Here is a 24,139-nt window from a genome sequence, read left to right as displayed (position 1 = left end):
CGGCCGTCCCGGAAACGTAAACGCCCCCCACGCACCCGCCAGAGCCGACTTACCCTTGCTGCCTTCCGGCCCTGGGGGAGTTCAGTCAGATAGCGCCACGTGAGGGGCTGACGCCAACAGTACCCGATCCCCACCCGTGGAAAGAACCCGGAGGTCCGCCCTCCGATCGGTCGACGACCTTGATCATCAACGTGGTCGCGAGCACCCTTCAGCGTCTTGTATTGTTTGCGGCGGAGGATTCGCCTAGTGGCCTAGGGCGCACGCTTGGAAAGCGTGTTGGGGGCAACCCCTCACGAGTTCGAATCTCGTATCCTCCGCACCCGCCCGTCAGGGCAGGCGAAGGGCCCCACCGTTTCGGCGGTGGGGCCCTTCGTCGTTTCCGTGGCCTCCTGGAACCCTGGGGCTGGGGATAACCCCACCCCCAAGACACCCCGCAGCCCCATGTCGCCGGAGCCGTCGAATCGCGACGCTTGTGGCATGACCTCGACCACGCTGTCCTACGCGAGCACCACTGCGACCACGCCGAAGGCGCCGGCCCGCCCGGGGTTCTGGCGCGCTCCGTTCTCCGGTGTCACCCATCGCGAGATCGGGCACACGATCACGTCGCTGCCCGTCGCGATCGCCGGGTTCGTCTTCGCCGTGACGATGTTCGCTCTGGGAGTGAGCACGCTCGTCATGTGGATCGGGTTGCCGGTCCTCGCGGCGGCGCTGGCCGGCGCGCGCGGTCTCGGCGCGGCCGAGCGGGGTCGGGCGCGGAGCCTGCTCGGGCTGGACGTGGCGGCGCCAGCGGCCCCCGCCCCCGGCCTGCGCGGGCGGCTCGCCGACGCCGCCGGATGGAAGGCGCTGCTCTTCCACACGGTGATGTTCCCGTGGCGGGTGCTGACCTTCGTCCTGTCCTTCACGTTCCTGGTCACCGGATGGGTCGTCGCGCTGTTCCCGACCTACTCCTGGGTCTTCCACCGCTACCTGGACTGGCCCGGCTACCGGATCTACGACTTCACGACCGACGCCGGCGTGCACCACGCGTACTACGTGGAGTCGCCCGCCCAGATCGCCGCGGTCTCGGCCATCGGGTTCGTGCTCGTCTTCCTGACGCCGCAGCTGGTGCGCGCGCTGACGAACCTCGACCGCGTCGCGATCCGCTCACTGCTCGGCGCGCGCCGCTGACCCCCGCGTGAGGACCGGGCGCAGCGCGTCCAGGACCGCTACGTCGTCCACCGTCGACGGCACTGGTTCGTCCAGGCCGTCGGCGATGCCGCGCATCGTCCTGCGCAGGATCTTCCCGGAGCGGGTCTTGGGGAGGGCCGCCACCACGGCGACCTCCTTCAGGGACGCGACGGCGCCGATCCGGTCCCGTACGAGCTGGACGAGTTCGGCCTCGACCACCTCGGGGTCCGACGCGACGCCCGCCTTCAGGACCACGAAGCCGCGCGGCACCTGGCCCTTGAGGGAGTCCGCGACGCCGATCACCGCGCACTCGGCGACATCGGGGTGCGAGGCGAGGACCTCCTCCATGCCGCCCGTGGACAGGCGGTGGCCCGCGACGTTGATGACGTCGTCGGTGCGGCCCATCACGAAGACGTAGCCGTCCTCGTCCACGTGCCCGCCGTCGCCGGTCAGGTAGTAGCCGTCGAAGGCCGAGAGGTACGAGGAGACGAAGCGCTCGTCGTCGTTCCAGAGCGTGGGGAGCGAACCGGGCGGCATCGGGAGGCGGACCACGATGGCGCCGTCCTCGCCGGGCGGCACCGGCTTCCCGTCGCCGTTCACGACGCGCACGTCCCATCCCGGCAGCGGGAACGTCGGGGATCCCGCCTTCACCGGCGCGGCCTCGATGCCCACCGGGTTCGCGACGATCGGCCAGCCCGTCTCGGTCTGCCACCAGTGGTCGATCACCGGGATGCCGAGCAGCTCGCTCGCCCAGTGGTACGTCTCCGGGTCGAGCCGCTCCCCGGCGAGGAACAGGTACTTCAGGCCGCTGAGGTCGTACGCGCGCGTGAACGCGCCCTCCGGGTCGACCTTCTTGATCGCCCGGAACGCCGTCGGCGCCGTGAACAGCGTCTTCACGCCGTGCTCCGCCGCCACCCGCCAGAACTGGCCCGCGTCCGGGGTGCCGACCGGCTTCCCCTCGTAGAGGACGGTCGTGGCGCCGGCGAGCAGCGGGGCGTACACGATGTACGAGTGGCCGACGACCCAGCCCACGTCGGACGCGGTGAACATGGTCTCGCCGGGGCCCACGTCGTACACGGCCTCCATGGACCAGCGCAGCGCCACCGCGTAGCCGCCGCAGTCGCGGACGACTCCCTTGGGCTTTCCGGTCGTTCCGGACGTGTAGAGGATGTACAGCGGGTCCGTCGCCGCCATCGGGACGCAGGGCGCGGGGTGCGCGTCCCGCATCGCCTCGGCCCAGTCCACGTCCCGGCCCGGCGTCAGTTCGGCCGGCCCCTCGGGGCGTTGCAGGACCACGCAGGCGTCCGGCTTGTGCGTCGACAGGTCCACCGCCTGGTCGAGGAGCGGCTTGTACGGGACGACCCGCGCGCCCTCGATGCCACAGGACGCCGACACGACGACCTTGGGTGCCGCGTCGTCGATCCGCACCGCCAGCTCGTTCGCCGCGAAACCGCCGAAGACGACCGAGTGGACGGCGCCGATCCGCGCGCAGGCGAGCATCGCGACGACGGCCTCCGGGACCATCGGCATATAGAGGACGACCCGGTCGCCGCGGGTGACGCCGAGCCCTGTCAGCACACCGGCGAACCGGGCGACCTGGTCGGTCAACTCCTCGTAGGTGTACGTGCGTTGGGTGCCGGTCACCGGCGAGTCGTACACGAGTGCGGGCTGCGCTCCGCGGCCCGCCGCCACATGACGGTCGAGCGCGTTGTGGCAGACGTTCAGCTCGCCGTCGGGGAACCAGCGGTGGAAGGGGGCCCGCGAGGAGTCCAGGGCCCTCGTCGGGGGCGTCTCCCAGTCGATCGCGCCGGCCGCCGTGAGCCAGAAGCCCTCGGGGTCCTCGGTGCTCGCTCGGAAGACTTCCTCGTACGACGGCATGCCCGCACTCCTTTGCGCAGAACCGGAACCGCGGAGCCCCGTCAGCGGAACTCCCGTGGCGACGGAATCACGATCAGGTCAGGCGGTGACCGCCGTCAACAGCACGGCGGCGTCCGTGAGCGCGACGAGGCCGTGCTTCTCCTGGGGGATGGCGTGCAGCTGGCCCTGCGAGAGCGTGACGTCCCCGGAGACCGCGGTGAGGCGGACGCGGCCGCGCAGCACCTGGAGGGTGGCCGCGGGCGGGGCGTTGTGCTCCTCCAGGTTGCTGCCCTCGGTCAGGGCGATCACGCTCTGCCGCAGCAGCGGGTCCTCCTTGATCAGGAGTTCCGCGCTGCGGCCGTGCTCGGCCTTGCGGGCCGCGGTCAGATGGTCGTCGGCGAGGGCCGCGAGATCGTACGGGGCGGGCGTCGTGGAAGTCATGACGTCAGGGTTACCTCGGACGGCGCCCCTATGCGACGCAGTCGCGCCCGATCGTGGCCGCGCCCGCCGGCGACCCCGGCGTGGCGACCCGGGCGGCGCGGCGCGATCATCGACGTATGAGCCGTATGGACGTGACCCTCCACCTCGCCCAGGAGCCCGCCGCCGACGAACTTCTCGGCCGCAGCCCGCTCGCCGCGCTCGTCGGGATGCTGCTCGACCAGCAGGTGCCCATGGAGTGGGCGTTCGCGGGCCCGCGCACGATCGCCGACCGGCTGGGCACCGACGACCTCGACGCGTACGAGATCGCCGCCCGGGACCCCGAGGCCTTCGCCGCGCTGCTCTCCGAGAAGCCGGCCGTGCACCGCTATCCCGGCTCCATGGCCAAGCGGGTGCAGCAGCTGTGCCAGTACCTCGTCGACCACTACGAGGGGGACGCGGCCGCCGTGTGGGAGGGCGTCGACACCGGCAAGGAGGTGCTGAAGCGCCTGAACGACCTGCCCGGCTTCGGGAAGCAGAAGGCCCAGATCTTCCTGGCCCTGCTCGGCAAGCAGTTCGGCGTGCGGCCGACGGGCTGGCGCGAGGCGGCGGGCGCGTACGGCGAGCCGAAGGCGTTCCGCTCGGTGGCCGACATCACGGGGCCCGAGTCCCTCACGAAGGTGCGGGCGCACAAGCAGGAGATGAAGGCGGCCGCCAAGGCGGAGAAGGCGGCGAAGGCTGCCAAGTAGCGGGGCCGGGTGGGCGGCTTCCACGGAGCCGTGGTGGGCGTCGCGGGGCTCTGCCCCGGCCCCGCGCCTCAATCGCCGACGGGGCTTGACTGCCTTCGCCAGCAGGGCTGATTGCCGTCAGCCGCATGCGAGTCCCGGTAGCCCATGAGGGCGGATCTGGGGCTTCGGGGATCACGTCGTCGGCGGTGGTGGGCAGATGACCGGGCATGAGCGTCGCCGAGTCCGCCGCTGCCCCGGGCCACCGTGTCCCGGGGCTTGTGCGCGCGCTCGTGGTGCTGCTCGCCCTGCTGATCGCGCCGCTCGCCGCCGCCCCCGCCGGGACCACCGCGCCGCCGCCCGTCGCCGCCTCCTCCTGCGAGCCGGGCGAAGGGACCAGGGACGCCTCCGAACAGGCCCTCCGGCTGCCTACGGGCCACCCCGTCCGGCTCCTCACCGCACCGCCCCCGTGCGTCCCGCCGCGCCCCCTCTCGGCCGCGCGCCCCGACACCACGACGCACCCCGCGCCGCCGTCCCGGCGCGCCCTGCGCACCGTCGTCCTGCGCTGCTGACGGGTCCGCCCCTCCCGGACCTGTTCGCACACACGTACGACTTCACAGAGGACGGCAGCACACACATGCCCAAGGACCCCTACGCGCTCCTGCGCGCCCTGATGCGCGCGGAGGCCGCACGCGGCGAGCGCGCCGCCACGGAGAAAACGCCCCCGCCCACCTCGCGGGACCGGCGGACGCCGGGCAAGAGGCGCGACCACTGAGGCCCGTTCCCCGCGCCCCGCACGGGACGCGGGGAACCGCGCGTCAACGGAGCGCGCGCGACTACCCCGGAAGAGCCACGGACACGCCTGCTTTCCGTCAACTCACCCGCGGCGCCACTCATTTCAGGCCCCTGTGGGTGACGCGACTGGACCCGGTTGGAACCGGTTCCGCACGGTATTTCCTGGCTGTGTACCGAGTCCCCATGGCTGCGCCCGGAGAGCCTTGCCCGGTAGGCTTTCCGTGTGATCTTCAAGCGCATCGGAAACGGCCGGCCGTACCCCGACCACGGCCGGGAAAGCACCCGGCAGTGGGCGGACGTCGCGCCGCGCCCGGTCCGCCTCGATCAGCTGGTGACGACCAAGGGCCAGCTCGATCTGGAGACCCTGCTCGCCGAGGACTCGACGTTCTACGGCGACCTCTTCGCGCACGTCGTGAAGTGGCAGGGCGATCTCTACCTGGAGGACGGCCTGCACCGCGCCGTGCGCGCCGCGCTCCAGCAGCGCCAGGTGCTGCACGCGCGCGTGCTCGAGCTCGGCTGACCGCCCCTCACGACTGACGCCGCCTCAGGACCGTATTGGCCCTTTTGGGTTGGACTGGGCGACTGACCGTGATCATTTAATAGGCATCGTCGCCGCACAGGATTACGCTGCGCCCATGAGCATGCTCACTCCACCCGGCATGGGCGGCAAGTACCGCATCACAGGGGACAAATACCCCCGCATGCGGCGCGGGCGCCCGCGCAACAGGATCGTGCTCGCGGTCGTCGCGTCCGTCGCCGCGATCGGGCTGATCGGCTGGGGCTCGTTCCAGCTGGTCGACGTCTTCACGGGGGGTGACAAGGCCAGCGCAGCGGGGGCGAAGTCCGGCGCGTGCGAGAAGAAGCCGAGCGCGTCGCCCTCCCCGGGCAAGGCGGCCCAGAAGCTGCCGAAGCCCTCCCAGATCACCGTGAACGTACTGAACGCCACGGCCCGCGGCGGCCTGGCCAAGAAGACCGCGGACGAGCTGAAGAAGCGCGGCTTCAAGATCGGTGACGTCGGGAACGCCACGAAGGCGTACGACAAGAAGGTCAAGGGCCCCGGCATACTGCTCGGCGCCTCGGCGGCCACCGAGGCCGCGCTGCCCGTGCTCGGCACGCAGCTGACCGGCGCCGAGCTGAAGGCGGACAAGCGCGAGAAGCCGGCCGAGGTCGACCTGATCATCGGCTCCGGCTTCAAGAAGCTCACGAAGAAGCCGGCCGCGGACAAGGCGCTGTCGGCGCTGAACCACCCGAAGCCGAAGCCGTCCGCCTCCGGCGCGGGCTGCTGATCGGGGCCCGGTGACCGGGCCCCGTAATACGAAAAGCCGCGGACGACACGTCCGCGGCTTTTCCGTTCAGCTGTCGGTTACTCCGCGACCCCGTACATCCGGTCGCCGGCGTCGCCGAGGCCCGGGACGATGTACCCGTTCTCGTTGAGCCGCTCGTCGACCGAGGCCGTCACGACGGTCACCGGCGTGCCCGCCAGCTCGCGCTCCATGATCTCGACGCCTTCGGGGGCGGCCAGCAGCACGACGGCCGTGACGTCGTCGGCGCCGCGCTTGATCAGCTCCTGGATCGCCGCGACGAGCGTGCCGCCCGTGGCCAGCATCGGGTCCAGGACGTACACCTGGCGCCCGGAGAGGTCGTCCGGCATCCGCGTCGCGTACGTCGCGGGCTGCAGCGTCTCCTCGTTGCGCACCATGCCGAGGAAGCCCACCTCGGCGGTCGGCAGGAGGCGCACCATGCCGTCGAGCATGCCGAGGCCCGCGCGCAGGATCGGCACCACCAGCGGGCGCGGGTGCGACAGCTTGACGCCGGTCGTCCGCGAGACGGGGGTGTCGATGTCGACCTGCTCGGTGCGCACGTCCCGGGTCGCCTCGTAGGCGAGCAGGGTGACCAGCTCGTCGGCCAGGCGCCGGAAGGTCGGGGAGTCGGTGCGCTGGTCGCGCAGCGTGGTGAGCTTGTGCGCCACCAAAGGGTGGTCGACGACGTGGATCCGCATGTCCTCAACAGTAACCGGGCCGCAGGGCCGCGGCTCCCCCGCGCGGTGGCATCAATGGCGGGTGCGGAGGGAAGGTGGAGGGGACTCGCCGACTGGCGCCGACTGGGCGGACTGGGGTGGTGTGGCGATGGCGGACGAGAAGCGCCGGGAGCGGCCCGAGCGGGAGCCGGAGGCTGCCGGAGCGGTGTCCGACGAGGAGAGCGACGCCGAGCGCAGGCGCAGGCGGGCCCTGTTCCTGCGGGAGCTGACCGAGGCGCGGGAGCTGCGCGCCAGGGTCCAGCCGCGCCGCGCCCGGGCCGCGCGGATGCGACAGCAGATGCGGATGCGCACGTTTCGCTGGTGACGGAGGCCGTGGATCCGCCCCGGATCGTCGCCTCGCGGGGCCTCGTGGGAGACGCGCCACGAACACAGCGCGCGGAAGACCTCTCTTGGAGCCGGACTTTCTGCCACGATTCCGAGTGGGCGGGGCTTGAACTGCACTCCCCGCCTCCAAGAACCCCGCCGGGGGGATTCCCGACCGGCACACCTGAGACCAGTGGGAGAGTCACGGTGTACTTCGCCGCACTGCTCGCGCGCACCGAAGACGGGTGGGAAGCGAGCGACACAGAGCTCGACGACGTGGAGACCCTGTCGGACCTGTCCGACCTGGCCCGCGAGGCGGCGGCCGAGGCCGGCGCCGAGGACGAGACGATCCTCGTCTTCATCGAACAAGAGGACGCCTGGTTCGGCGTCGTCCGGATCGACGGCGAGGAGGACCCTCGCATCTACGTCTCCGACGCGGCCGCTGCCGCCCGCAGCAGCTACGGCGAGATCCTGCTCACCGACGAACTGCTCGGCAAGGCTCCGGACGGTTCGGACGCCGTCGACGACCTGGACGCGCTGGATCTGGACGGGACGGAGGACGGCGAACCGGACGGCGAGGAGTCGTCCGACGACGAGGACGCGGGAGCCGAGGTGGTGCCGCCCGGCCCGCTCGGTGACAGCGGGGTCCTCGCCGACCTGGGCGTCGCCGAGAAGGATCTGCTCACCCTCGACGGGGCGGACGCGCTGAGCGAGATCGCCGACGCCCTGGGGGCATCGGAGGTCCTGGAGACGGTGCGCTGACCGCCGCGGGGATAGATTCCTCGCCGTGACACCCTCCGACGCCGCTCCCGTCCCCGATCCCGTACGAGACCCCTGGAAGCCGCCGATGCGGCAGGCCCTGGCCGAGGCCGGGCTCGCCGCGGCGGGCGGTGACGTGCCCGTCGGCGCCGTCGTGCTGGCGCCGGACGGGGCCACCGTGCTCGCGCGGGCGCACAACGAGCGGGAGCTGACGGGGGATCCGACGGCGCACGCGGAAGTGCTGGCGCTGCGGCGGGCGGCACAGCGGCGAGGGGAGTGGCGGCTTTCGGGCTGCACGCTCGTCGTCACCCTGGAGCCGTGCACCATGTGCGCGGGCGCGCTCGTGCAGTCCCGCGTCGACCGGGTCGTGTACGGGGCCCACGACGAGAAGGCGGGCGCGGCCGGTTCGTTGTGGGACGTGATCCGCGACCGGCGGCTCAACCACAGGCCCGAAGTGATCTCCGAAGTGCTCGCCGACGAGTGTGCGACACAGCTCACCCGTTTCTTCAGGGATACGGATTTCGGACCACGGCCCACCATGGGCTAGAGTTCCTCTCGGTAGCGTGTCCGAGCGGCCGAAGGAGCTCGCCTCGAAAGCGAGTGAGGGGAAACTCTCCGAGGGTTCAAATCCCTCCGCTACCGCCGTCCGAAGGGGCGGATCCGAATCGGATCCGCCCCTTCGCTTTGCCCGGCCCGCTCAACCGCCCTGCTGGTACTGGTCGCCTCCGAACCGGACCTCGGACAGCGCCTTCTTCACGGGGACCTTGGCCAGATACCCGGAGCCGAAGCAGATGTTCTGCAGCACGTACCAGAACTTCTCGGCACTGGTCATCTCGCAGAGCCCGTACTCGCTCAGGGCCTTCTTCGAAGGAATCTTCGCGAAGTAGGCGGCTCCGAACGAGATGCACCCGAGGATGTACCAGAAGCTCTCCGCACCCGTGGTGACTCCCCTTCCGAGGGCCTGGGTCTGGTTGGCCATGGGGATGTACCTCCCTGCACTCGTCGTGTGGGCGACCCCATGGTCCCCCCTTGGCACGGTGGGTGAAGGGACGGACACGGAAAAGCCCCGACACCTGTCGATAGGCGTCGGGGCTCTTCACGTGACGGTTGGGTCGGGGGGAGTGGTATCGGGGGGACAAACCACTCCCCCCGATGAGGACGGTCTCCCGTAGTCCGCGCCGCTTCGGGGGAAGTCGCGGCGTGGACCCCGCAGTCGGGGGCCGTCCCTGCCCTTCGGATTCCTGCCAGACCCTCCGGGCTCATCACCAATCCTGCCGCTTTGCGGGGGTGCGTGACGTCGGCAAAGGGCCCGTTACCGCAGGCCGTTGGTCCTTAAAGGTCGCGTCGGTGATCGTCCGCGTTAGACTCGCCGCCGGCCGCCAGGGGTCGAGCGGGGATTCAGACACGGGTACGGGGAGGCAACGTGGTGCAGTCGAAGAAGGTCGCGCTCTTCGTCGGGGTGGTCTTCGTGCTCTACGTGATCATCACTGACCCCTCCAAGGCCGCCGACTACGTCCAGATAGGGTTCGAAGGCGTATCGTCCGCCGCCCAGTCGATAGGCGACTTCATGACCTGGGTCGTCAACGGTGGGAAGTAGCCCCAGGGAGCATCCGTGATCCGCCATCTGGTCCTCTTCAAGCTCAACGACGGCGTGAGCCGTGACGAACCGCGCGTGACCGAGGGCGTCGAGGCCTTCCGCGCGCTGGGCGAGAAGATCCCCGAGCTGACGTTCTGGGAGTGCGACTGGAACATCACCGACCGGCCGATCGCCTACGACTTCGCGATCAACTCGGCCGTCGAGGACACCGACGCCCTGAAGCGGTACATCGAGCACCCCGCGCACCAGGAGGGCGTCGCGCTGTGGCGCGAGTTCGCCACGTGGGTGATCGCGGACTACGAGTTCTGAGCGAACTCTCCGCAGCGTCACACGTTCGAGGAGCCCCTCACCGGAACGGTGAGGGGCTCCTCGGCGTGCTCGACCCCCTCTCGTGCCCCCAACTGGGCCTTCAACACGGAGTTATGCGGTGCTTGCACACAGTGCACATGTCTTGTGATGCTATGACCGCTTTTGACCGATGAGTTGACGGAAACAGAGGTGGAGTTGACCGTGCCGGCCAGTACTGCGCCTCAAGAAGCACCGCCCGCGCCCGCGAAGAGCCGCGGCGCCGACGCCCGCGCCCTGACCCAGGTCCTCTTCGCCCAGATCAAGGACCTCCCGCCGGGCAGCCCCGAGCACTCCCGGGTGCGCGGCGCCCTGATCGAGGCGAACCTGCCGCTGGTCCGCTACGCCGCCGCCCGCTTCCGCAGCCGCAACGAGCCGATGGAGGACGTGGTCCAGGTCGGCACGATCGGACTCATCAACGCCATCGACCGGTTCGACCCGGACCGCGGCGTCCAGTTCCCGACCTTCGCGATGCCCACGGTCGTCGGCGAGATCAAGCGGTACTTCCGCGACAACGTCCGCACCGTGCACGTACCGCGTCGTCTCCACGAGCTGTGGGTGCAGGTCAACAGCGCCACCGAGGACCTCACGACCGCCTTCGGGCGCTCCCCCACGACCGCCGAGATCGCCGAGCGGCTGCGGATCGCCGAGGACGAGGTGCTCGCCTGCATCGAGGCGGGCCGCTCGTACCACGCGACGTCCCTGGAGGCGGCGCAGGAGGGCGACGGGATGCCGGGCCTGCTCGACCGGCTCGGCTACGAGGACCCGGAGCTGGACGGCGTCGAGCACCGCGATCTCGTACGGCATCTGCTCGTACAGCTGCCCGAGCGGGAGCAGCGGATCCTGCTGCTTCGTTACTACAGCAATCTGACGCAGTCCCAGATCAGCGCGGAGCTGGGCGTCTCACAGATGCACGTGTCAAGGCTCCTCGCCCGCAGCTTCGCTCGACTTCGGTCCGCAAACAGGATCGATGCCTAGCTCGAACGGGTAGACAAGGCTCGCGGGGCAATTCCCGCGAGAATCCGCACCACCTCGCGCCACACCCCCTGCTTCCTGCACCGATCCATCCCTTACATGTCGACATGTCACTACAGCGTGTTGCCGACATGTGACATTCTGCTGGAACGGCGTTTGGCGCAGCCCCTCGTCCGGTATTCAGGTGGAGGCTGCGCTCTTACCTGACGGGAGCGTCCGCCGCGACCGTCCGCGACCTCAAGGGGGTGGCATGTCCGCAGACCAGGGCAGCTCGAAGGTGCTCACGCTCACGCCCGGCGCGCCCGCCGCGACCGATGACCTGAGCGAGCAGACGCCTGCCGCGCTGATCGACGCTCCTGTTCCCGTTTCGGTGCCGACCCAGGCCGCCGAGAGCCCCGAGGTGCCCGTGGCGCCCCGGGCGAGCGGGGCCATCGACACCCGCACCCTGTCCCGCTCCCTGTTCCTGCGTCTTGCCACGCTCGACGAGCACAGCCCCGAGCGGGCGTACGTCCGCGACACCCTGATCGAGCTGAACCTGCCGCTGGTGCGGTACGCGGCGGCCCGCTTCCGCAGTCGCAACGAGCCGATGGAGGACATCGTCCAGGTCGGCACGATCGGTCTGATCAAGGCGATCGACCGTTTCGACTGCGAACGCGGCGTGGAGTTCCCGACGTTCGCGATGCCGACGGTGGTCGGCGAGATCAAGCGCTTCTTCCGGGACACCTCGTGGTCGGTGCGGGTGCCGCGCCGCCTCCAGGAGCTGCGCCTCGCCCTCACCAAGGCCAGCGACGAGCTCGCGCAGAAGCTGGACCGCTCGCCGACCGTCCCGGAGCTCGCCGCGGTGCTCGGCGTCTCCGAGGAGGACGTGGTCGACGGCCTCGCGGTGGGCAACGCGTACACCGCGTCCTCCCTGGACTCGCCCGCGCCCGAGGACGACGGCGGCGAGGGCTCCCTCGCGGACCGCCTGGGCTACGAGGACACGGCCCTGGAGGGCGTCGAGTACCGCGAGTCGCTCAAGCCGCTGCTCGCCAAGCTGCCGCCGCGCGAGCGCCAGATCATCATGCTCCGGTTCTTCGCGAACATGACGCAGTCGCAGATCGGCGAGGAGGTCGGCATCTCGCAGATGCACGTGTCCCGGCTGCTCACGCGGACGCTCTCGCAGCTGCGCGAGGGCCTGATCGCCGACTGACGGGCATCGGCTGATCCTTTCAACCGGGTCCGCGGGGTTCCGATTTGACGGAGCGTCAGACACACTGGCGCGATGCTGCGGACTTGGTTGCTCGGTCACAGGAAGCTCGCCGTCGGTGCCGCTTCGGTCGCCGCGGTGTGCGTGAGCGCGGGCGCCGTCGTCGCCCTCGACGGTGGCGACGGGCCCGATGCGTACGTGGCCGTGGGCGCGGCGGGAGCGGCGCCCACGAAGCCGGGCGAGCGGGTCGCGCCCACCGGCAAGGTGGAGCTCGTCCCCCTTGACTCCCCCGGGGCGGACGCCCCCGGCGCCCCGGACTCAGCGGGGAAGGGCTCGGCGGGCAAGGCCGGCGGCAGCGGGAGCGGTGCGGACGCGGGCGGGCTCCCCGCGGCGGACGACCTCCCCGCCGAGGCGCCCGGCGGAAGCGGCACACCGTCCGCCACCGAGAAGCCCTCCGGAAGCTCAGGCGGCTCCGGAAGCTCCGGCGAATCGGGCAGCGCCCGGGACTCCGGGAACACCGACAGCGGCCAGGGTGCCGCCCCCTCCCCGTCCCCCTCGGGACCCGCCGCGCTCAAGGTCGGCGAGCCGGAGTTCAAGAAGGCCGACAAGCGCTGGTGTCAGGACGTGACGCTGACCCTGCACAACTCCGGTGGCAGCGCGGTGCGTTCGGGCACCGCGACCTTCGAGACGCACGTGATGGGCGCGCTGGGCATCGACTGGGCGACGATCGACGTCAAGAAGAAGCTCCCCGTGCCCATCGGGGCCGGGGAGAAGAAGCGGAAGACGTGGACCGTGTGCGTCGACTCCTGGCGCGTCCCGCTCGGGATGCGCCTGGAGACGAAGGACGTCGACGTCGACTGGAAGTGAGTCGACTGGGAGTGAACGGGCCTCAGGAACGGACTACTTGAGGGCCAGCCAGGCCACGCCCGCCACCACGACGACCGCGAGCACGATGCCGATGATCAGGCCGACGCTCGGTCCGGACTTGGCGGCGGCCGCCTGCTGACGCGCCGGAGGCTGTTCGTCGACGAAGGCGCGGAACATCTGGGTGTTGCCCGCGGGGTCGTTGGTGCCCTGGGGGCCGGGGCCTTGGGGGTTGTTAGCCATGGAGCAGGACCCTAGCGAATCGCCGTGAACAGCGCCACAGTCCCAGCGCACGGCGCCTGAGCTGCGACTTTACTGATTTGCACTCGATCTTTGCCGCGATTTTATCCGCGATCACCCTCTTTCGTTTGCCTGTGGCAACCAACTGCTTCTATGGTTGCCCTAAGCAACAAATAAAGATCTTTTGGTCAGGAGGTGCCGTGGCCGCACAACGTCACTACGACGAGCTGGCGCGACAGATGAGCGCCTTCGGAGCCGTCAAGAGGGACATGGCGCGGATCATGCCGCACGACTGCCCGACCGGTTCGGCCGCCGTACTCACCCTGCTCAAGCGCTACGGAGACATGCGGATGAGCCGCATGGCCGAGCTGCTCGCCGTGGATGTGTCCGTGGCCAGCCGGCACGTGGCACACGTGGTGGACCGCGACTGGATCGAGCGTCGTCCCGACCCCGCCGACAAACGTTCGCGCATCCTCAGCCTCACCGAAAAGGGCTTGAAGCAGCTGGAGGTGCTCAACGAACTGAGCACCCAACTGCTCGCCGATCGGCTGAGCGACTGGTCCGACGACGAGGTCGATCAGTTGATCGCCCTCATGACGCGACTGCGCGACAGCTTCGGCGACTGCCGCACGACGGGGTCCCGAACGACGGTTCCGCAGGCCGCCGCTGAGCCGACCACCGAGTCGACCGCTCAGCTCACCACCCGTACACCCGCGTAAGACGTAAGAAAAGGAATCCCATGGCAACAACCACACCGTCCGGTGTGCGGGGCAGCCATCCCAAGCATTCAGGGGCCGCCCCCGAAGCGGGTGCCCCCATGTCGCACCGGCAGGTCATGGAGGCGCTGTCCGGGCTGCTGCTCGGCATGTTCGCCGCCATCGTCTCGTCGACGATCGTCACCAACGCCCTGCCGAAGATCATCGGCGATCTGGGCGGCGGCCAGTCCGCGTACACCTGGGTCGTCACGGCCTCGCTGCTCGCCATGACCGCCACCACGCCCCTGTGGGGCAAGATGGCGGACCTGTTCAGCAAGAAGGCCCTGGTCCAGATAGCCCTGATCGTCTACGTGGTGGGCTCGGTCGTCGCCGGCCTCGCGCAGAACCCGGGCATGCTGATCACCGCCCGTGCCATCCAGGGCATCGGCGCCGGTGGTCTGTCCGCCCTGGCGCAGATCATCATGGCCGCCATGATCTCCCCGCGTGAGCGCGGGCGTTACTCCGGCTACCTCGGCGCCACGTTCGCCGTCGCGACCGTCGGCGGTCCGCTGCTCGGCGGCGTCATCACCGACACCGACTGGCTCGGCTGGCGCTACTGCCTCTTCGTCGGTGTGCCCTTCGCGCTGATCGCCCTGATCGTGCTGCAGAAGACGCTGAAGCTGCCGGTGCTCAAGCGGAAGGTCAAGGTCGACTGGGCCGGCGCCTTCTTCATCACCGCCGCGGTCTGCCTGCTCCTCATCTGGGTCACCTTCGCCGACGACAAGTACGACTGGCTGTCGTGGCAGACGTACACGATGGTCGGCGGCGCGATCGTGCTCGCCCTGATCTTCACGCTCGTCGAGTCCAAGGCCAGCGAGCCGATCATCCCGCTGCGCCTCTTCAAGAACCGCACCATCACGCTGGCCTCGGTCGCCTCGCTGTTCGTCGGTGTCGCGATGTTCGCGGGCACCGTGTACTTCTCGCAGTACTTCCAGCTGGCGCGCGGCAAGACGCCCACGATGTCGGGCGTCATGACGATCCCGATGATCGGTGGACTCTTCATCTCCTCCACCGTCTCCGGCCAGATCATCACCCGGACCGGCAAGTGGAAGGCCTGGCTCGTCGCCGGCGGTCTCTTCCTGACCGCGGGCCTGGGCCTGCTCGGCACCATCGAGTACGACACCCCGTACTGGCGCGTCGCGATCTGGATGGCGCTGCTCGGTCTCGGCGTCGGCATGATGATGCAGAACCTCGTGCTGAGCACGCAGAACCAGGTCGCCCCCCAGGACCTCGGTTCCGCCTCCTCGATGGTGACCTTCTTCCGGTCCCTCGGCGGCACGATCGGCGTCTCGGCGCTCGGCTCCGTGATGACCACCCGCATCAGCCACCACGCCACCGACACCATCGGCCAGCTCAGCCCGCAGGAGCAGCAGGCGGCCGGCAAGGCGATGGGCGGAAGCTCGCTGCCGGACATGTCCGTGCTGCCCGGCCCCATCCGCAACTGGCTGGAGGCCGCGTACGGGGCCGGCATCGCCGACATCTTCCTGTACGCCGCACCGATCGCGTTCCTCGCGTTCCTCTTCACGATCTTCATCAAGGAGGTTCCCCTGCGTACCACCGGAGCCCTCGAGCAGGCCGCCCAGGGCGACTCGGCGCCCGCCGCCGCCCCGGCCGCCCAGGCCGCGGCCGCTTCCCCGGCCCCCACGCCGGAGCAGGTCCCGAGCCTGGTCGGTGCGGGTGCGCCCGCCGCCGACACCCAGACCCAGCGGCTGGCGACCGTCGCCTCCGCCGGTGGCGACGCGCCCGTCGGCGGCGGCACCCCGGTCCGCGGTTTCGTTCGCGGCGCCGAGTCCGCCCCGGTGCCGCGTGCCGCGGTCACCCTGATCTCCCTCGGCGGCCGTCAGCTGGGCCGCGCCGTGGCCCAGGGCGACGGTTCGTACGCGGTCGACGCCCCCGGCGCCGGCTCCTACGTCCTGATCGCCTCGGCCGACGGCTACCAGCCGCAGGCCTCCACCGTCCTGGTGGGCGAGGAAGCGGTCACGTACGACATCCTGCTCAGCGGGACCAGCGGCCTCACCGGTGTGGTGCGGGCCAGCGAGACCAAGGAACCGGTCTCCGGGGCGATGGTCATCGTCACCGACGTGCGCGGCGACGTGCTCGCCACGGGTCAGTCGGGCCCGGCCGGCGAGTTCACCTTCGCCGAGCTGGTTCCCGGCCCGGTCACCATCGCCGTGAACGCGCCGGGGCACCGCCCCACCGCGCTGCCCGTCGAGGTCACCGGCTCCGGTGTCACCCGCGTCGAGATCGACCTGCACTCCGGCTCCCAGGTGCAGGGCACCGTCCGGGCCGCGGGCCGCGCGCTGAACGACGCGCGGGTCACGCTGGTGGACGCCGCGGGCAACGTGGTCGCCACCGCCACCACCGGTGAGGACGGCGCGTACGCCTTCACCGACCTGGACGGCGGCGAGTACACCGTGATCGCGACCGGCTACCCGCCGGTGGCCACCGGCCTCAGCGTGAACGGCAGCGGCGTCGACGGCCACGACATCGAACTCGCCCACCCCGGCGAGTAACAGGCCCCGGGCCACCTGAAGGTGTGGTTCGCGCTTTGAGCGGACGCGGACCACACAGGCCCGGTTGTGAGAATGGGCCCCGGACCCGGCGGCGTCGCCAACGGCAGGGGACGGCCGAGACGCAGTGCCGACCGGGGCCCGTCCACGCAGGGGGAGCAATGACCAGCCGCCCTGCGTACGTATGAACTTGAGCTAGGAGAGCAAAAGCATGGGACTGAGCGCGCGGATCCGCACGCGGGACGGGTGGGCCCTGCCGCACGCCGTCGTCACGGTGACCGACATGACCGGTTCGCAGGTGCTGCGGGCCGAGGCCGATGACGAGGGCGCCGTGCACGACCCGGCCACCCTTGCGCCCGGTCCCTACACGGTGATCGTGACCGCCGTCGGCTACGCCCCCGCCGCCTCCACCGCGATGGTGACGGCGAGCGGCCGGGCCGACGTGGGCAGCATCGTGCTGCACCGGCAGGGCGGGGCCGAGCTGCCGCCGCCCGGGCCCTGGATGGTCGACCCGATGCACTCGACGATCGCGGCGACGGCGCAGCACCTGGGCATCACCTCGGTGCACGGCCGGTTCACCGACTTCTCGGCGCGCATCGACATAGCGCAGGACGTGGAGAAGTCGCGGGTCGAGGCCGTCATCAACGCGGCGTCCATCGACACCGGCAACGGCATGCGCGACGGCCACCTGAAGTCCCCGGACTTCCTGGACGTCGAGACGTACCCGGAGATCACCTACCGGTCGACCTCCATCGACCCCGCGGGCACCGACCGCTGGACCGTCCACGGCGAGCTGAGCCTGCACGGTGTGGCGCGCCAGGTCGACCTGGACCTCAGCTACCTGGGCACCGGCGCCGACCCGTGGGGCGGCACCCGCGCGGCGTTCAAGGCGACGGCCGAGCTGAAGCGCGAGGACTTCGCGATGAACTACAACCAGGTCGTGCAGGCCGGCATCGCGGCGATCGGCGCGACGCTGAAGGTCGAGCTCGACATCCAGGCCGTACAGGGCGACGCGCTGCCGCAGATGTGACGCCTGCGGGTGTCGGTGGCCGGGGTTAGGGTGCGAAGCATGGCTCCGAACATCGCGACCAACACCCGTGTCTCACTCGACGAGTTGCTCGATTTCGTGCGACCCCGGCATCGCGCCCTCCTCATCACCGCCCGCGCCGACGGGTCCCCGCAGGCCTCACCTCTGACCTGCGGGGTCGACGGCGACGGGCGGATTGTTGTTTCCACGTACCCGGAGCGGGCGAAGACGCGGAACGCGAAGCGGGATCCGCGGGTCAGCCTCGTCGTGCTCAGTGATGAGTGGAACGGGCCGTGGGTGCAGGTCGACGGGTCGGCGGAGGTCATCGACTCGCCGGACTCCGTCGAGGCGCTCGTCGAGTACTTCCGGTGCATTTCGGGGGAGCATCCGGACTGGGACGAGTATCGCGAGGCGATGGTGAAGCAGGGCAAGTCGATCATCCGGGTCACTCCGGAGAAGTGGGGGCCGGTCGCCACGGGTGGGTTCCCGGCGCGACTCGCTTGACCCGTACCGGCGTTGCGGTCTCGGGGCTCTGCCCCGGACCCCGCGCCTCAATCGCCGGCGGGGCTTGAATTGGCCACCAGGGATTCGATGCCGGCGATCTGGAGGTCCAGGGCGACCTGGAAGTCCATGTCGCGCATCGCGTTCACGTCGCCGCCCTCCTCCACCGCCTCCATCATCCGCTCGGCGTGCCGGAAGTCGTCCGCCATCTCCTCCGGGACGGAGAACGCGGCCATCGCCTTGTGGAAGTACTCGTCCTGGGTGAGCCCGACCTCGGCGCAGCGCTGCCGGAAGTGGCCCTCGACCGTGCCGTACCCGTAGACGAACTGGAAGACGGAGGCGACGGCCCCGCGCTGCTGGGCCAGCGAGAGGCCGGTGCGGGCGATCACCCGCTGCACCGCGCGCGAGAACAGCAGCGACTTCGGGCCGACGTTGAGGAAGTTGCCGACGAGCGGCGAGATCCACGGATGGCGCACCAGCAACGTGCGGTACGTGGCGGCCAGTTCGCGCAGCTGCGTCTGCCAGTCCGGCAGGTCCTCCGCGTCCGTGTCCGGGATCTCCAGCTCGCCGAAGGCCTGGTCGAGGGCGAGTTCGAGGAGGTCGTCCTTGGTGTCGACGTACCAGTAGACGGACATCGCGGTGACGCCCAGCTCGCCCGCCAGGCGCCGCATCGAGAACTTGGCGAGCCCCTCCGCGTCCAGGAGCCGCACCGTCGCCTCGGTGATCCGCTCCCGGTCGAGGCCGCTGGGCTGCTCGGCCCGCCGGCCGCGCGACGCTCTGGGCCTGGGCTCCGCGGCGCCATCCGTGTCCTCGAGCCAGACGCTCATCCGCGCTGCCTTCGCCATGGCGTTCCTTCCCAGGGTTTCCTCGTACGCGGGCGGGGCGGGCCTGCGCACAGGACCGCTCCCCGCCCGCACCGATGCTAAGCGGAAGTCACCGCCGCGGATTCTGCTCGCTCGGCCCTGCGCAGCAGGAGCGCCGCGAGGAGGCCGCCCGCGAGGACGGCGACCGCGCCGACCAGTTGGCTGGTCTCCAGGCCGGAGGCGAAGGCGTCGCTGATCCGGGCCTTCTCGCCCGCCGAGTCCGCCGCCGCGAGCGCCGCGGGGAAGGACGCCGCCGACACCGCGACGAGCGCGCCGAACCGGGCGTTGAGGACCGCGCCGAGGACCGCGACCCCGAGCCCGTTGCCGAACTCCGCGAGCGTGCCGTTGACCCCGGCGCCCACGCCCGCCTTCTCCGGCGGGATCGCGCTCATGATCGCGTTGGCCATGGCCGGCATGGCGAACGCGATGCCCGCGCCCATGACCACCAGGCCGAGCAGCATGCCGCCGTAGCCGTCCCCGCCGAGCAGGGCGATCGCCGCGAGCCCCGCAGCCATGCACGTCATGCCCGTCGCGATGACGAGCGGCGTGCCCATCTTCGGCAGGAGCCGCGCGCCGACGCCGGTCAGATTGAGCGCGACGACGGTGAGCGCGAGCGGCGCGGTGTGCAGGCCCGCCTCCAACGGCCCGTACCCGAGCACGAACTGGAGGTGCTGGGTGAGCAGGAACAGCGAGCCGCCCATGCCGAACGCGACGAGGATCGCGCCGGTCACCGCGCCCGTGAACTTCTGGTTGCGGAAGAAGTGCATGTCGAGCATCGGATACGGGATCCGCAGCTCCCACGTCACGAACGCGGCCAGGAAGAGGACACCGACCGCGGCCGAGGCCAGCGTGGGTGTGGACGTCCAGCCGTCGTCGGGGCCCGAGATGATCGCGTAGACGACGCCGGTCATGCCGATCGTCGAGAGCAGCGCGCCGAGCAGGTCGGGGCGGTCGCCCTGCGGGTTCTTCGACTCGGGGACCAGGGCGACGACCGCGATCAGGCCGATGACCGCGACCGGGATGTTGATGAGGAAGATCGAGCCCCACCAGAAGTGGTCGAGCATCACGCCGCCGAGCAGCGGGCCGACGGCGAAGCCCAGCGAGTTGACGGTGGCCCACAGGCCGATCGCCTTCACGCGCTCGGCGTCGTCGAAGATCTGCACGACGACCGCGAGCGTCGAGGTCATGAGCAGTGCGCCGCCGATGCCCATGCCGGCCCGCGCGGCGATCAACTGTCCTGTGCTCCCGGCGAGTCCGGCGACGAGCGAGCCCACGCCGAAGATCGCGAGGCCGGCCGCGAGCATCTTCTTGCGGCCGTAGCGGTCGGAGCTGCTGCCCGCAGTGAGCAGCAGGCCCGACTGGACGAGCGAGTAGGCGCTGATCACCCACTGGATGTCGGACGTCGAGGCGCCCAGTTCCCGGGTGAGGGAGGGGATCGCGACGTTCAGCACGGTGTTGTCGAGCAGCACGGTCAGCTGGGCGAGGCAGATGACGCCGAGGATGATCCAGCGCTGGGGGTGGCCGCCGGACGCGGACCGGGGTGCCTCGATGGCCGGGTCGGCCGTGGGCGCCATGGGTACTCCTCTACGGTGTACGGGATGAATGCGTCCCGTACACCGTAGAGGGTTGGCTGTACGCTGTACAACCGCTTTGTTGCCCGGACTACGAGGGGTCCGACAGGTCGTAGAACGTGCTGCTTCCGACGGTCACCTTCGTGAAGTTGGCCTCGACCCACTTGGCGATCTTCGACGCGGATCCGGAGTCGGAGCCGCCCATGCCGCCGCCGCTGGATCCGCTGCCGATGAAGTAGTGGATCTTCCCGTCCTCGACGTACTGCTTGAACTGGGCGAGCGTCGGGGACGGGTCCGTGCCGTTGAAGCCGCCGATCGCCATCACCGGTTCGCCGGTGGCCAGCTGGTAGCTCGCCTGGTTCTGCGAGCCGACCGTGGCGGCGGCCCAGGTGTAGTCGTCGGCGTTCTGCTGGAGGAGCTTCTTGGCCTTGCTGCTGACCTGGGCGCCGTTGAGGAGGCCGCCCATGCCGCCGCCACCGCCTCCGGCTCCGGCCTTGCCGCCGGCCTTGCTTCCGGCCTTCTGGTTCTGGCCGGGCATGCCGCCGCCGGGGAAGCCGCCCTTGGCGTTGCCGCCGCCCGTCGGGGGCTGCGGCATGTTCCCGCCCTGACCGGTCCGGCCGCCCTGGCCGCCCTGGCCGGTCTTGCCCTTCTGGCCCGGCATTCCGCCGCCGCCCGGGAAGCCGCCCTTGCCGCCGCCACCGCCCCCGCCAGGGCCGCCCATCATGCTCGACCCGGAGGGACCCGCCGTCACGATCGACCCGGTGTGCCCGGTGTTCAACGTAGAGATGGTGTACGCGGTGGGCGCCGCCAGCGAGGCCACCAGCCCCAACCCGGCCGCGGCGAGCGCCAGTCGACGGTTGAGCCGGCCCGCGAGCGCGAGGCCGAGCCCCGCCACGAGGCCGCCGATCAGCACGGCCCACCGCAGCCACGGCAGGTAGTCCGAGGTCCGGCCGAGCAGCACGTACGCCCACACCGCCGACGCCACGACCGCCGCGCCCAGCGTCACCGACCAGGCCACCCGCGTCCGCCGCTCCCACAGCGCGACCGCGCCCATGCCGATCACGGCCGCGAGATACGGGGCCAGGGCCACCGTGTAGTACTGGTGGAAGATGCCCGCCATGAAGCTGAAGACCAGGCCGGTCATCAGCAGCGAGCCGCCCCACGCGAGGAACGCGGCGCGCGTCAGGTCGGTCCGCCGGGCCTTCCACGTCAGGATCACGCCCGCGACGAAAAGGATCAGCGCGGCGGGGATCAGCCACGAGACCTGGCTGCCGATCTCGGAGTTGAACATCCGGGTGAGACCGGTCTCGCCCCACTGCCCGGTGCCGCCGCCCATGCCGCCGCCACCGCCGCCGACCGAACCGGTCTCGTCGCCGTTGATGCGGCCGAGGCCGTTGTAGCCGAAAGTCAGTTCAAGGAACGAGTTGTTCTGGGAGCCGCCGATGTACGGCCGCGAGGACGCGGGCCACAGCTCGACGATCGCCACCCACCAGCCGCCGGACACGATCATCGCAAGGGCGGACAGGGCGAGTTGCCCGAACCGCTTGCGCACCCGTACCGGCGCGAACACCGCGTAGAGGACCGCCAGCGGCGGCAGGACCAGGAACGCCTGCAGCGTCTTGGTGAGGAACGCGAGGCCGACGGCGACGCCCGTCCAGATCAGCCACTTGGTGCGGCCGTGCTCCATGGCGCGGAGCACGCAGTAGACCGTGACGGTCATCAGGAGCGCGAGCAGCGCGTCCGGGTTGTTGAAGCGGAACATCAGCGCGGCGACCGGGGTCGTCGCGAGCACCACCATGGCGATCAGGCCCGCCGCGGCGCTGAACCGGCGGCGTACCGCCCCGTACAGCACCCCCGCTGTGGCCACCGCCATCAGGACCTGCGGGGCGAGGATCGCCCACGAGTTGAGGCCGAAGAGGCGCACCGACAGGCCCATCGGCCACAGTGCGGCCGGCGGCTTGTCGACGGTGATCGCGTTCGCCGCGTCGGACGAGCCGAAGAAGAACGCCTTCCAGCTCTCGCTGCCCGCCTGGGCCGCCGCCGAGTAGAAGGAGTTGGCGTAGCCGGACGCGGAGAGGTTCCAGAAGTAGGCGGCCGCGATCACGAGGAGCATGCCGAGGAAGGCCGGGCGGGCCCAGCGCGGATCCGCGGGCCGCTCGGGCGTCGCCACCGAGGCGGTCTCGGTGGCGACGTCGTACGTAGGTCGGACGTCTGTGGTCATCGCTGGGTCCCGGTGTCGGTTTCGTGGCGCTGGTCGGGCCGCTGGTCGGATCGCTGGTCGTTGAACACCCACGCCCTGAAGAGCAGGAAGCGCAGGATCGTCGCGGCGAGGTTGGCCGCGATCAGGACGATCAGCTCGGTGGAGTGCGAGGGGTTGCCGGAGGCCGTGTCGAGGGCGGCGAGCGAGCCGCTGGTCAGGGCCCAGCCGATGCCGAAGACGACGATGCCCTGGGCCTGGTGGCGCACGGCCTTGTCCCGGCCGCGCACCCCGAAGGTGAGGCGCCGGTTGGCCGCCGTGTTGGCGATGGCCGAGACGAACAGGGCGGCCGCGTTGGCGAGCTGCGCCCCCGAGAACGTACGGAAGCCGGAGTACAGCAGCAGGAACAGCAGCGTCGACAGGGCGCCGACGACGCAGAAGCCGAGCAGCTGACGGGCCAGGCCCCTGGGCACGTCGGTGAGTTCACGGTCGCGCGGGTCGTCGCCGAAGGGGCGTACGAGCCGGTCGAGGGGGAGCGAGCCGGTGGCGAGCGCCCTGCCGACGCGCCAGACGCCCTTGAGGTCGTCGGTCGCGGTCTTGACGATGTGCACGGTCGAGTTCGGGTCGTCGACCCAGTCGACGGGCACCTCGTGGATGCGCAGCCCGGCGCGCTCCGCGAGCACCAGCATCTCGGTGTCGAAGAACCATCCGGTGTCCTCGACCAGCGGCAGCAGTACCTGCGCGACATCGCGCCGGATCGCCTTGAACCCGCACTGGGCGTCGGAGAAGCGGGCCTGCAGGGAGCCGCGCAGGATCAGGTTGTAGGTGCGGCTGATGAACTCGCGCTTCGTGCCGCGCACGACCCGGCTCGCGCGGGCGAGCCGGGAGCCGATCGCGAGGTCGGAGTGACCGGAGATCAGGGGCGCGACGAGGGGGAGGAGCGCGTTCAGATCGGTGGACAGATCCACGTCCATGTACGCGAGGACCGGCGCGTCGGACGCCGACCACACGGTGCGCAGGGCGCGCCCGCGGCCCTTCTGTTCGAGGCGGAAGTACGTGGCCTCCGGCAGTTCGGTGGCCAGTTCGTGGGCCACCTTGGGCGTGCTGTCGTTCGAGGCGTTGTCCGCGACGGTGATGCGGAAGGGGTAGGGGAAGGTGCGGACCAGGTGGTGGTGCAGCCTGCGCACGCACTCACCGAGGTCCTTCTCCTCGTTGTAGACGGGGATGACAACGTCCAGGACCGGCACATCGCCGCGGCCGGCAGGGAGGTGCTCCCGCGCCGGCAGCGTCCCGAACCTCGCGGAGACGGTGCTCGCGGAAGGGGTGGGTTCGATGCCCGGAGAAGAGTCGGTTCGCATACCACCGACATTCGCCAACTGCCCTGTTAGGGCTGTGTGGTGAGGCTTTGGGCGGGCTGTGAGAAATTCACGCCTCCTCGCCGGAGATC

The 24,139-nt window shown here is 70.5% G+C and carries 27 protein-coding genes, 2 tRNA genes and 1 other RNA gene; 20 read left to right on the top strand and 10 right to left on the bottom strand.

Features of this window, described 5'->3' with window-relative positions:
- Nucleotides 1-16: 16 nt before the first annotated feature.
- Nucleotides 17-111, bottom strand: an RNA gene (ffs, locus tag ACZ7L4_RS32080) — signal recognition particle sRNA small type.
- A gap of 121 nt (nucleotides 112-232) precedes the next feature.
- On the opposite strand from ffs, the gene ACZ7L4_RS32075 reads away from it, so the two are divergent.
- Both ACZ7L4_RS32075 and ACZ7L4_RS32070 read left to right on the top strand, forming a co-directional pair.
- Nucleotides 233-317 (top strand) — tRNA-Ser (locus ACZ7L4_RS32075).
- 160 nt (nucleotides 318-477) lie between these two features.
- The gene (locus tag ACZ7L4_RS32070) at nucleotides 478-1,167 is read left to right on the top strand and encodes a sensor domain-containing protein (RefSeq protein WP_472108056.1); all 690 of its coding nucleotides are present in this window, start codon (nucleotides 478-480) and stop codon (nucleotides 1,165-1,167) included.
- Here ACZ7L4_RS32070 and ACZ7L4_RS32065 read toward each other — a convergent pair.
- Both ACZ7L4_RS32065 and ACZ7L4_RS32060 read right to left on the bottom strand, forming a co-directional pair.
- Nucleotides 1,144-3,090: a propionyl-CoA synthetase gene (locus tag ACZ7L4_RS32065; RefSeq protein ID WP_472108176.1), complete on the bottom strand. Its 1,947-nt coding sequence runs from the start codon at nucleotides 3,088-3,090 to the stop codon at nucleotides 1,144-1,146. The two genes, ACZ7L4_RS32070 and ACZ7L4_RS32065, sit on opposite strands and share 24 nt — an antisense overlap.
- Nucleotides 3,091-3,123: 33 nt before the next feature.
- Nucleotides 3,124-3,465, bottom strand: coding sequence for a cupin domain-containing protein (locus ACZ7L4_RS32060; RefSeq protein ID WP_450811514.1), 342 nt, complete (start codon nucleotides 3,463-3,465; stop codon nucleotides 3,124-3,126).
- 125 nt (nucleotides 3,466-3,590) lie between these two features.
- On the opposite strand from ACZ7L4_RS32060, the gene ACZ7L4_RS32055 reads away from it, so the two are divergent.
- From ACZ7L4_RS32055 to ACZ7L4_RS32035, 5 genes are all read left to right on the top strand, one after another.
- Complete coding sequence (locus ACZ7L4_RS32055; protein ID WP_472108175.1) at nucleotides 3,591-4,190, top strand: HhH-GPD-type base excision DNA repair protein; 600 nt, start codon at nucleotides 3,591-3,593, stop codon at nucleotides 4,188-4,190.
- A 206-nt stretch (nucleotides 4,191-4,396) separates the two neighbouring features.
- Nucleotides 4,397-4,738 carry a hypothetical protein gene (locus ACZ7L4_RS32050; protein WP_472108055.1) on the top strand — a complete coding sequence of 114 codons (342 nt, stop codon included), beginning with the start codon at nucleotides 4,397-4,399 and terminating at the stop codon, nucleotides 4,736-4,738.
- A 65-nt stretch (nucleotides 4,739-4,803) separates the two neighbouring features.
- Nucleotides 4,804-4,941, top strand: coding sequence for a hypothetical protein (locus tag ACZ7L4_RS32045; protein WP_472108053.1), 138 nt, complete (start codon nucleotides 4,804-4,806; stop codon nucleotides 4,939-4,941).
- Between the two features lie 243 nt (nucleotides 4,942-5,184).
- Nucleotides 5,185-5,481: a type II toxin-antitoxin system VapB family antitoxin gene (locus ACZ7L4_RS32040; protein ID WP_003955420.1), complete on the top strand. Its 297-nt coding sequence runs from the start codon at nucleotides 5,185-5,187 to the stop codon at nucleotides 5,479-5,481.
- 115 nt (nucleotides 5,482-5,596) lie between these two features.
- A complete protein-coding gene (locus tag ACZ7L4_RS32035) occupies nucleotides 5,597-6,247 on the top strand; it encodes a LytR C-terminal domain-containing protein (RefSeq protein ID WP_472108051.1) in 651 nt (216 codons plus the stop codon).
- A 77-nt stretch (nucleotides 6,248-6,324) separates the two neighbouring features.
- Here the strand turns inward: ACZ7L4_RS32035 and upp are convergent, their stop codons facing one another.
- Entirely contained in the window at nucleotides 6,325-6,960 is a 636-nt protein-coding gene (upp, locus tag ACZ7L4_RS32030; protein ID WP_385758731.1) for a uracil phosphoribosyltransferase, read from the bottom strand.
- Nucleotides 6,961-7,087: 127 nt separating this feature from the next.
- Between upp and ACZ7L4_RS32025 the strand changes: the two genes are divergently transcribed.
- The 4 genes from ACZ7L4_RS32025 (at nucleotide 7,088) to ACZ7L4_RS32010 (ending at nucleotide 8,703) form a co-directional block, all read left to right on the top strand.
- The gene (locus tag ACZ7L4_RS32025) at nucleotides 7,088-7,303 is read left to right on the top strand and encodes a hypothetical protein (protein WP_450811510.1); all 216 of its coding nucleotides are present in this window, start codon (nucleotides 7,088-7,090) and stop codon (nucleotides 7,301-7,303) included.
- A 206-nt stretch (nucleotides 7,304-7,509) separates the two neighbouring features.
- Nucleotides 7,510-8,064 (top strand): tRNA adenosine deaminase-associated protein, encoded by a 555-nt coding sequence (locus tag ACZ7L4_RS32020; protein ID WP_472108049.1) that lies wholly within the window; start codon nucleotides 7,510-7,512, stop codon nucleotides 8,062-8,064.
- 85 nt (nucleotides 8,065-8,149) lie between these two features.
- Nucleotides 8,150-8,608, top strand: coding sequence for a tRNA adenosine(34) deaminase TadA (gene tadA / locus ACZ7L4_RS32015; protein WP_472108173.1), 459 nt, complete (start codon nucleotides 8,150-8,152; stop codon nucleotides 8,606-8,608).
- 10 nt (nucleotides 8,609-8,618) lie between these two features.
- Nucleotides 8,619-8,703, top strand: a tRNA-Ser gene (locus ACZ7L4_RS32010).
- 55 nt (nucleotides 8,704-8,758) lie between these two features.
- On the opposite strand, the gene ACZ7L4_RS32005 is transcribed toward ACZ7L4_RS32010, so the two are convergent.
- The gene (locus ACZ7L4_RS32005; protein ID WP_472108047.1) at nucleotides 8,759-9,040 is read right to left on the bottom strand and encodes a hypothetical protein; all 282 of its coding nucleotides are present in this window, start codon (nucleotides 9,038-9,040) and stop codon (nucleotides 8,759-8,761) included.
- Nucleotides 9,041-9,484: 444 nt separating this feature from the next.
- Here ACZ7L4_RS32005 and ACZ7L4_RS32000 point away from each other — a divergent pair, with 444 nt between their 5' ends.
- The 5 genes from ACZ7L4_RS32000 to ACZ7L4_RS31980 all read left to right on the top strand — a co-directional run bounded on the left by ACZ7L4_RS32000 (nucleotide 9,485) and on the right by ACZ7L4_RS31980 (nucleotide 13,031).
- The gene (locus ACZ7L4_RS32000; protein WP_385758742.1) at nucleotides 9,485-9,658 is read left to right on the top strand and encodes a hypothetical protein; all 174 of its coding nucleotides are present in this window, start codon (nucleotides 9,485-9,487) and stop codon (nucleotides 9,656-9,658) included.
- 15 nt (nucleotides 9,659-9,673) lie between these two features.
- Nucleotides 9,674-9,967 (top strand): Dabb family protein, encoded by a 294-nt coding sequence (locus tag ACZ7L4_RS31995; RefSeq protein ID WP_472108045.1) that lies wholly within the window; start codon nucleotides 9,674-9,676, stop codon nucleotides 9,965-9,967.
- Between the two features lie 189 nt (nucleotides 9,968-10,156).
- The gene (locus tag ACZ7L4_RS31990) at nucleotides 10,157-10,981 is read left to right on the top strand and encodes an RNA polymerase sigma factor SigF (protein WP_472108044.1); all 825 of its coding nucleotides are present in this window, start codon (nucleotides 10,157-10,159) and stop codon (nucleotides 10,979-10,981) included.
- Between the two features lie 247 nt (nucleotides 10,982-11,228).
- Nucleotides 11,229-12,167 (top strand): RNA polymerase sigma factor SigF, encoded by a 939-nt coding sequence (locus tag ACZ7L4_RS31985; protein ID WP_385758749.1) that lies wholly within the window; start codon nucleotides 11,229-11,231, stop codon nucleotides 12,165-12,167.
- A 72-nt stretch (nucleotides 12,168-12,239) separates the two neighbouring features.
- Nucleotides 12,240-13,031 (top strand): hypothetical protein, encoded by a 792-nt coding sequence (locus ACZ7L4_RS31980; RefSeq protein WP_472108042.1) that lies wholly within the window; start codon nucleotides 12,240-12,242, stop codon nucleotides 13,029-13,031.
- 33 nt (nucleotides 13,032-13,064) lie between these two features.
- On the opposite strand, the gene ACZ7L4_RS31975 is transcribed toward ACZ7L4_RS31980, so the two are convergent.
- Nucleotides 13,065-13,271, bottom strand: a complete 207-nt coding sequence (locus ACZ7L4_RS31975) for a hypothetical protein (RefSeq protein ID WP_450811505.1) — start codon at nucleotides 13,269-13,271, stop codon at nucleotides 13,065-13,067.
- A 197-nt stretch (nucleotides 13,272-13,468) separates the two neighbouring features.
- Here ACZ7L4_RS31975 and ACZ7L4_RS31970 point away from each other — a divergent pair, with 197 nt between their 5' ends.
- The 4 genes from ACZ7L4_RS31970 to ACZ7L4_RS31955 all read left to right on the top strand — a co-directional run bounded on the left by ACZ7L4_RS31970 (nucleotide 13,469) and on the right by ACZ7L4_RS31955 (nucleotide 18,064).
- Entirely contained in the window at nucleotides 13,469-13,987 is a 519-nt protein-coding gene (locus ACZ7L4_RS31970) for a MarR family winged helix-turn-helix transcriptional regulator (RefSeq protein WP_472108040.1), read from the top strand.
- A gap of 98 nt (nucleotides 13,988-14,085) precedes the next feature.
- Nucleotides 14,086-16,536 (top strand): MFS transporter, encoded by a 2,451-nt coding sequence (locus ACZ7L4_RS31965; protein ID WP_472108038.1) that lies wholly within the window; start codon nucleotides 14,086-14,088, stop codon nucleotides 16,534-16,536.
- Nucleotides 16,537-16,744: 208 nt separating this feature from the next.
- Nucleotides 16,745-17,563, top strand: coding sequence for a YceI family protein (locus tag ACZ7L4_RS31960; protein WP_385758763.1), 819 nt, complete (start codon nucleotides 16,745-16,747; stop codon nucleotides 17,561-17,563).
- A 39-nt stretch (nucleotides 17,564-17,602) separates the two neighbouring features.
- Nucleotides 17,603-18,064 carry a PPOX class F420-dependent oxidoreductase gene (locus tag ACZ7L4_RS31955; RefSeq protein ID WP_385758766.1) on the top strand — a complete coding sequence of 154 codons (462 nt, stop codon included), beginning with the start codon at nucleotides 17,603-17,605 and terminating at the stop codon, nucleotides 18,062-18,064.
- A 47-nt stretch (nucleotides 18,065-18,111) separates the two neighbouring features.
- On the opposite strand, the gene ACZ7L4_RS31950 is transcribed toward ACZ7L4_RS31955, so the two are convergent.
- The 4 genes from ACZ7L4_RS31950 to ACZ7L4_RS31935 form a co-directional block, all read right to left on the bottom strand.
- On the bottom strand, nucleotides 18,112-18,906 hold the full coding sequence (locus ACZ7L4_RS31950) for a TetR/AcrR family transcriptional regulator (protein WP_472108036.1): 795 nt from the start codon (nucleotides 18,904-18,906) through the stop codon (nucleotides 18,112-18,114).
- Between the two features lie 77 nt (nucleotides 18,907-18,983).
- The gene (locus ACZ7L4_RS31945) at nucleotides 18,984-20,498 is read right to left on the bottom strand and encodes an MFS transporter (protein WP_472108034.1); all 1,515 of its coding nucleotides are present in this window, start codon (nucleotides 20,496-20,498) and stop codon (nucleotides 18,984-18,986) included.
- Nucleotides 20,499-20,586: 88 nt separating this feature from the next.
- Nucleotides 20,587-22,608 carry an ArnT family glycosyltransferase gene (locus tag ACZ7L4_RS31940; RefSeq protein WP_472108172.1) on the bottom strand — a complete coding sequence of 674 codons (2,022 nt, stop codon included), beginning with the start codon at nucleotides 22,606-22,608 and terminating at the stop codon, nucleotides 20,587-20,589.
- Nucleotides 22,609-22,712: 104 nt separating this feature from the next.
- Complete coding sequence (locus ACZ7L4_RS31935; protein ID WP_472108033.1) at nucleotides 22,713-24,050, bottom strand: bifunctional glycosyltransferase family 2/GtrA family protein; 1,338 nt, start codon at nucleotides 24,048-24,050, stop codon at nucleotides 22,713-22,715.
- Between the last annotated feature and the right edge of the window lie 89 nt (nucleotides 24,051-24,139).

It is taken from the genome of Streptomyces sp. NPDC107575 (assembly GCF_055657265.1).
The sequence above is the reverse complement of the archived record's forward strand: the minus strand, read 5'-3'. Positions and strand labels throughout refer to the sequence as shown.

Bases quoted from the DNA above. Each gene is read 5' to 3' on its own strand.
- ACZ7L4_RS32070 (WP_472108056.1), top strand. From the start codon at position 478: ATGACCTCGACCACGCTGTCCTACGCGAGCACCACTGCGACCACGCCG.
- ACZ7L4_RS32060 (WP_450811514.1), bottom strand. From the start codon at position 3,465: ATGACTTCCACGACGCCCGCCCCGTACGATCTCGCGGCCCTCGCCGAC.
- ACZ7L4_RS32055 (WP_472108175.1), top strand. From the start codon at position 3,591: ATGGACGTGACCCTCCACCTCGCCCAGGAGCCCGCCGCCGACGAACTT.
- ACZ7L4_RS32050 (WP_472108055.1), top strand. From the start codon at position 4,397: ATGAGCGTCGCCGAGTCCGCCGCTGCCCCGGGCCACCGTGTCCCGGGG.
- ACZ7L4_RS32045 (WP_472108053.1), top strand. From the start codon at position 4,804: ATGCCCAAGGACCCCTACGCGCTCCTGCGCGCCCTGATGCGCGCGGAG.
- ACZ7L4_RS32035 (WP_472108051.1), top strand. From the start codon at position 5,597: ATGAGCATGCTCACTCCACCCGGCATGGGCGGCAAGTACCGCATCACA.
- upp (WP_385758731.1), bottom strand. From the start codon at position 6,960: ATGCGGATCCACGTCGTCGACCACCCTTTGGTGGCGCACAAGCTCACC.
- ACZ7L4_RS32025 (WP_450811510.1), top strand. From the start codon at position 7,088: ATGGCGGACGAGAAGCGCCGGGAGCGGCCCGAGCGGGAGCCGGAGGCT.
- tadA (WP_472108173.1), top strand. From the start codon at position 8,150: ATGCGGCAGGCCCTGGCCGAGGCCGGGCTCGCCGCGGCGGGCGGTGAC.
- ACZ7L4_RS32005 (WP_472108047.1), bottom strand. From the start codon at position 9,040: ATGGCCAACCAGACCCAGGCCCTCGGAAGGGGAGTCACCACGGGTGCG.
- ACZ7L4_RS31985 (WP_385758749.1), top strand. From the start codon at position 11,229: ATGTCCGCAGACCAGGGCAGCTCGAAGGTGCTCACGCTCACGCCCGGC.
- ACZ7L4_RS31980 (WP_472108042.1), top strand. From the start codon at position 12,240: ATGCTGCGGACTTGGTTGCTCGGTCACAGGAAGCTCGCCGTCGGTGCC.
- ACZ7L4_RS31975 (WP_450811505.1), bottom strand. From the start codon at position 13,271: ATGGCTAACAACCCCCAAGGCCCCGGCCCCCAGGGCACCAACGACCCC.
- ACZ7L4_RS31965 (WP_472108038.1), top strand. From the start codon at position 14,086: ATGTCGCACCGGCAGGTCATGGAGGCGCTGTCCGGGCTGCTGCTCGGC.
- ACZ7L4_RS31960 (WP_385758763.1), top strand. From the start codon at position 16,745: ATGGGACTGAGCGCGCGGATCCGCACGCGGGACGGGTGGGCCCTGCCG.
- ACZ7L4_RS31955 (WP_385758766.1), top strand. From the start codon at position 17,603: ATGGCTCCGAACATCGCGACCAACACCCGTGTCTCACTCGACGAGTTG.
- ACZ7L4_RS31950 (WP_472108036.1), bottom strand. From the start codon at position 18,906: ATGGCGAAGGCAGCGCGGATGAGCGTCTGGCTCGAGGACACGGATGGC.
- ACZ7L4_RS31945 (WP_472108034.1), bottom strand. From the start codon at position 20,498: ATGGCGCCCACGGCCGACCCGGCCATCGAGGCACCCCGGTCCGCGTCC.
- ACZ7L4_RS31940 (WP_472108172.1), bottom strand. From the start codon at position 22,608: ATGCTCCTCGTGATCGCGGCCGCCTACTTCTGGAACCTCTCCGCGTCC.
- ACZ7L4_RS31935 (WP_472108033.1), bottom strand. From the start codon at position 24,050: ATGCGAACCGACTCTTCTCCGGGCATCGAACCCACCCCTTCCGCGAGC.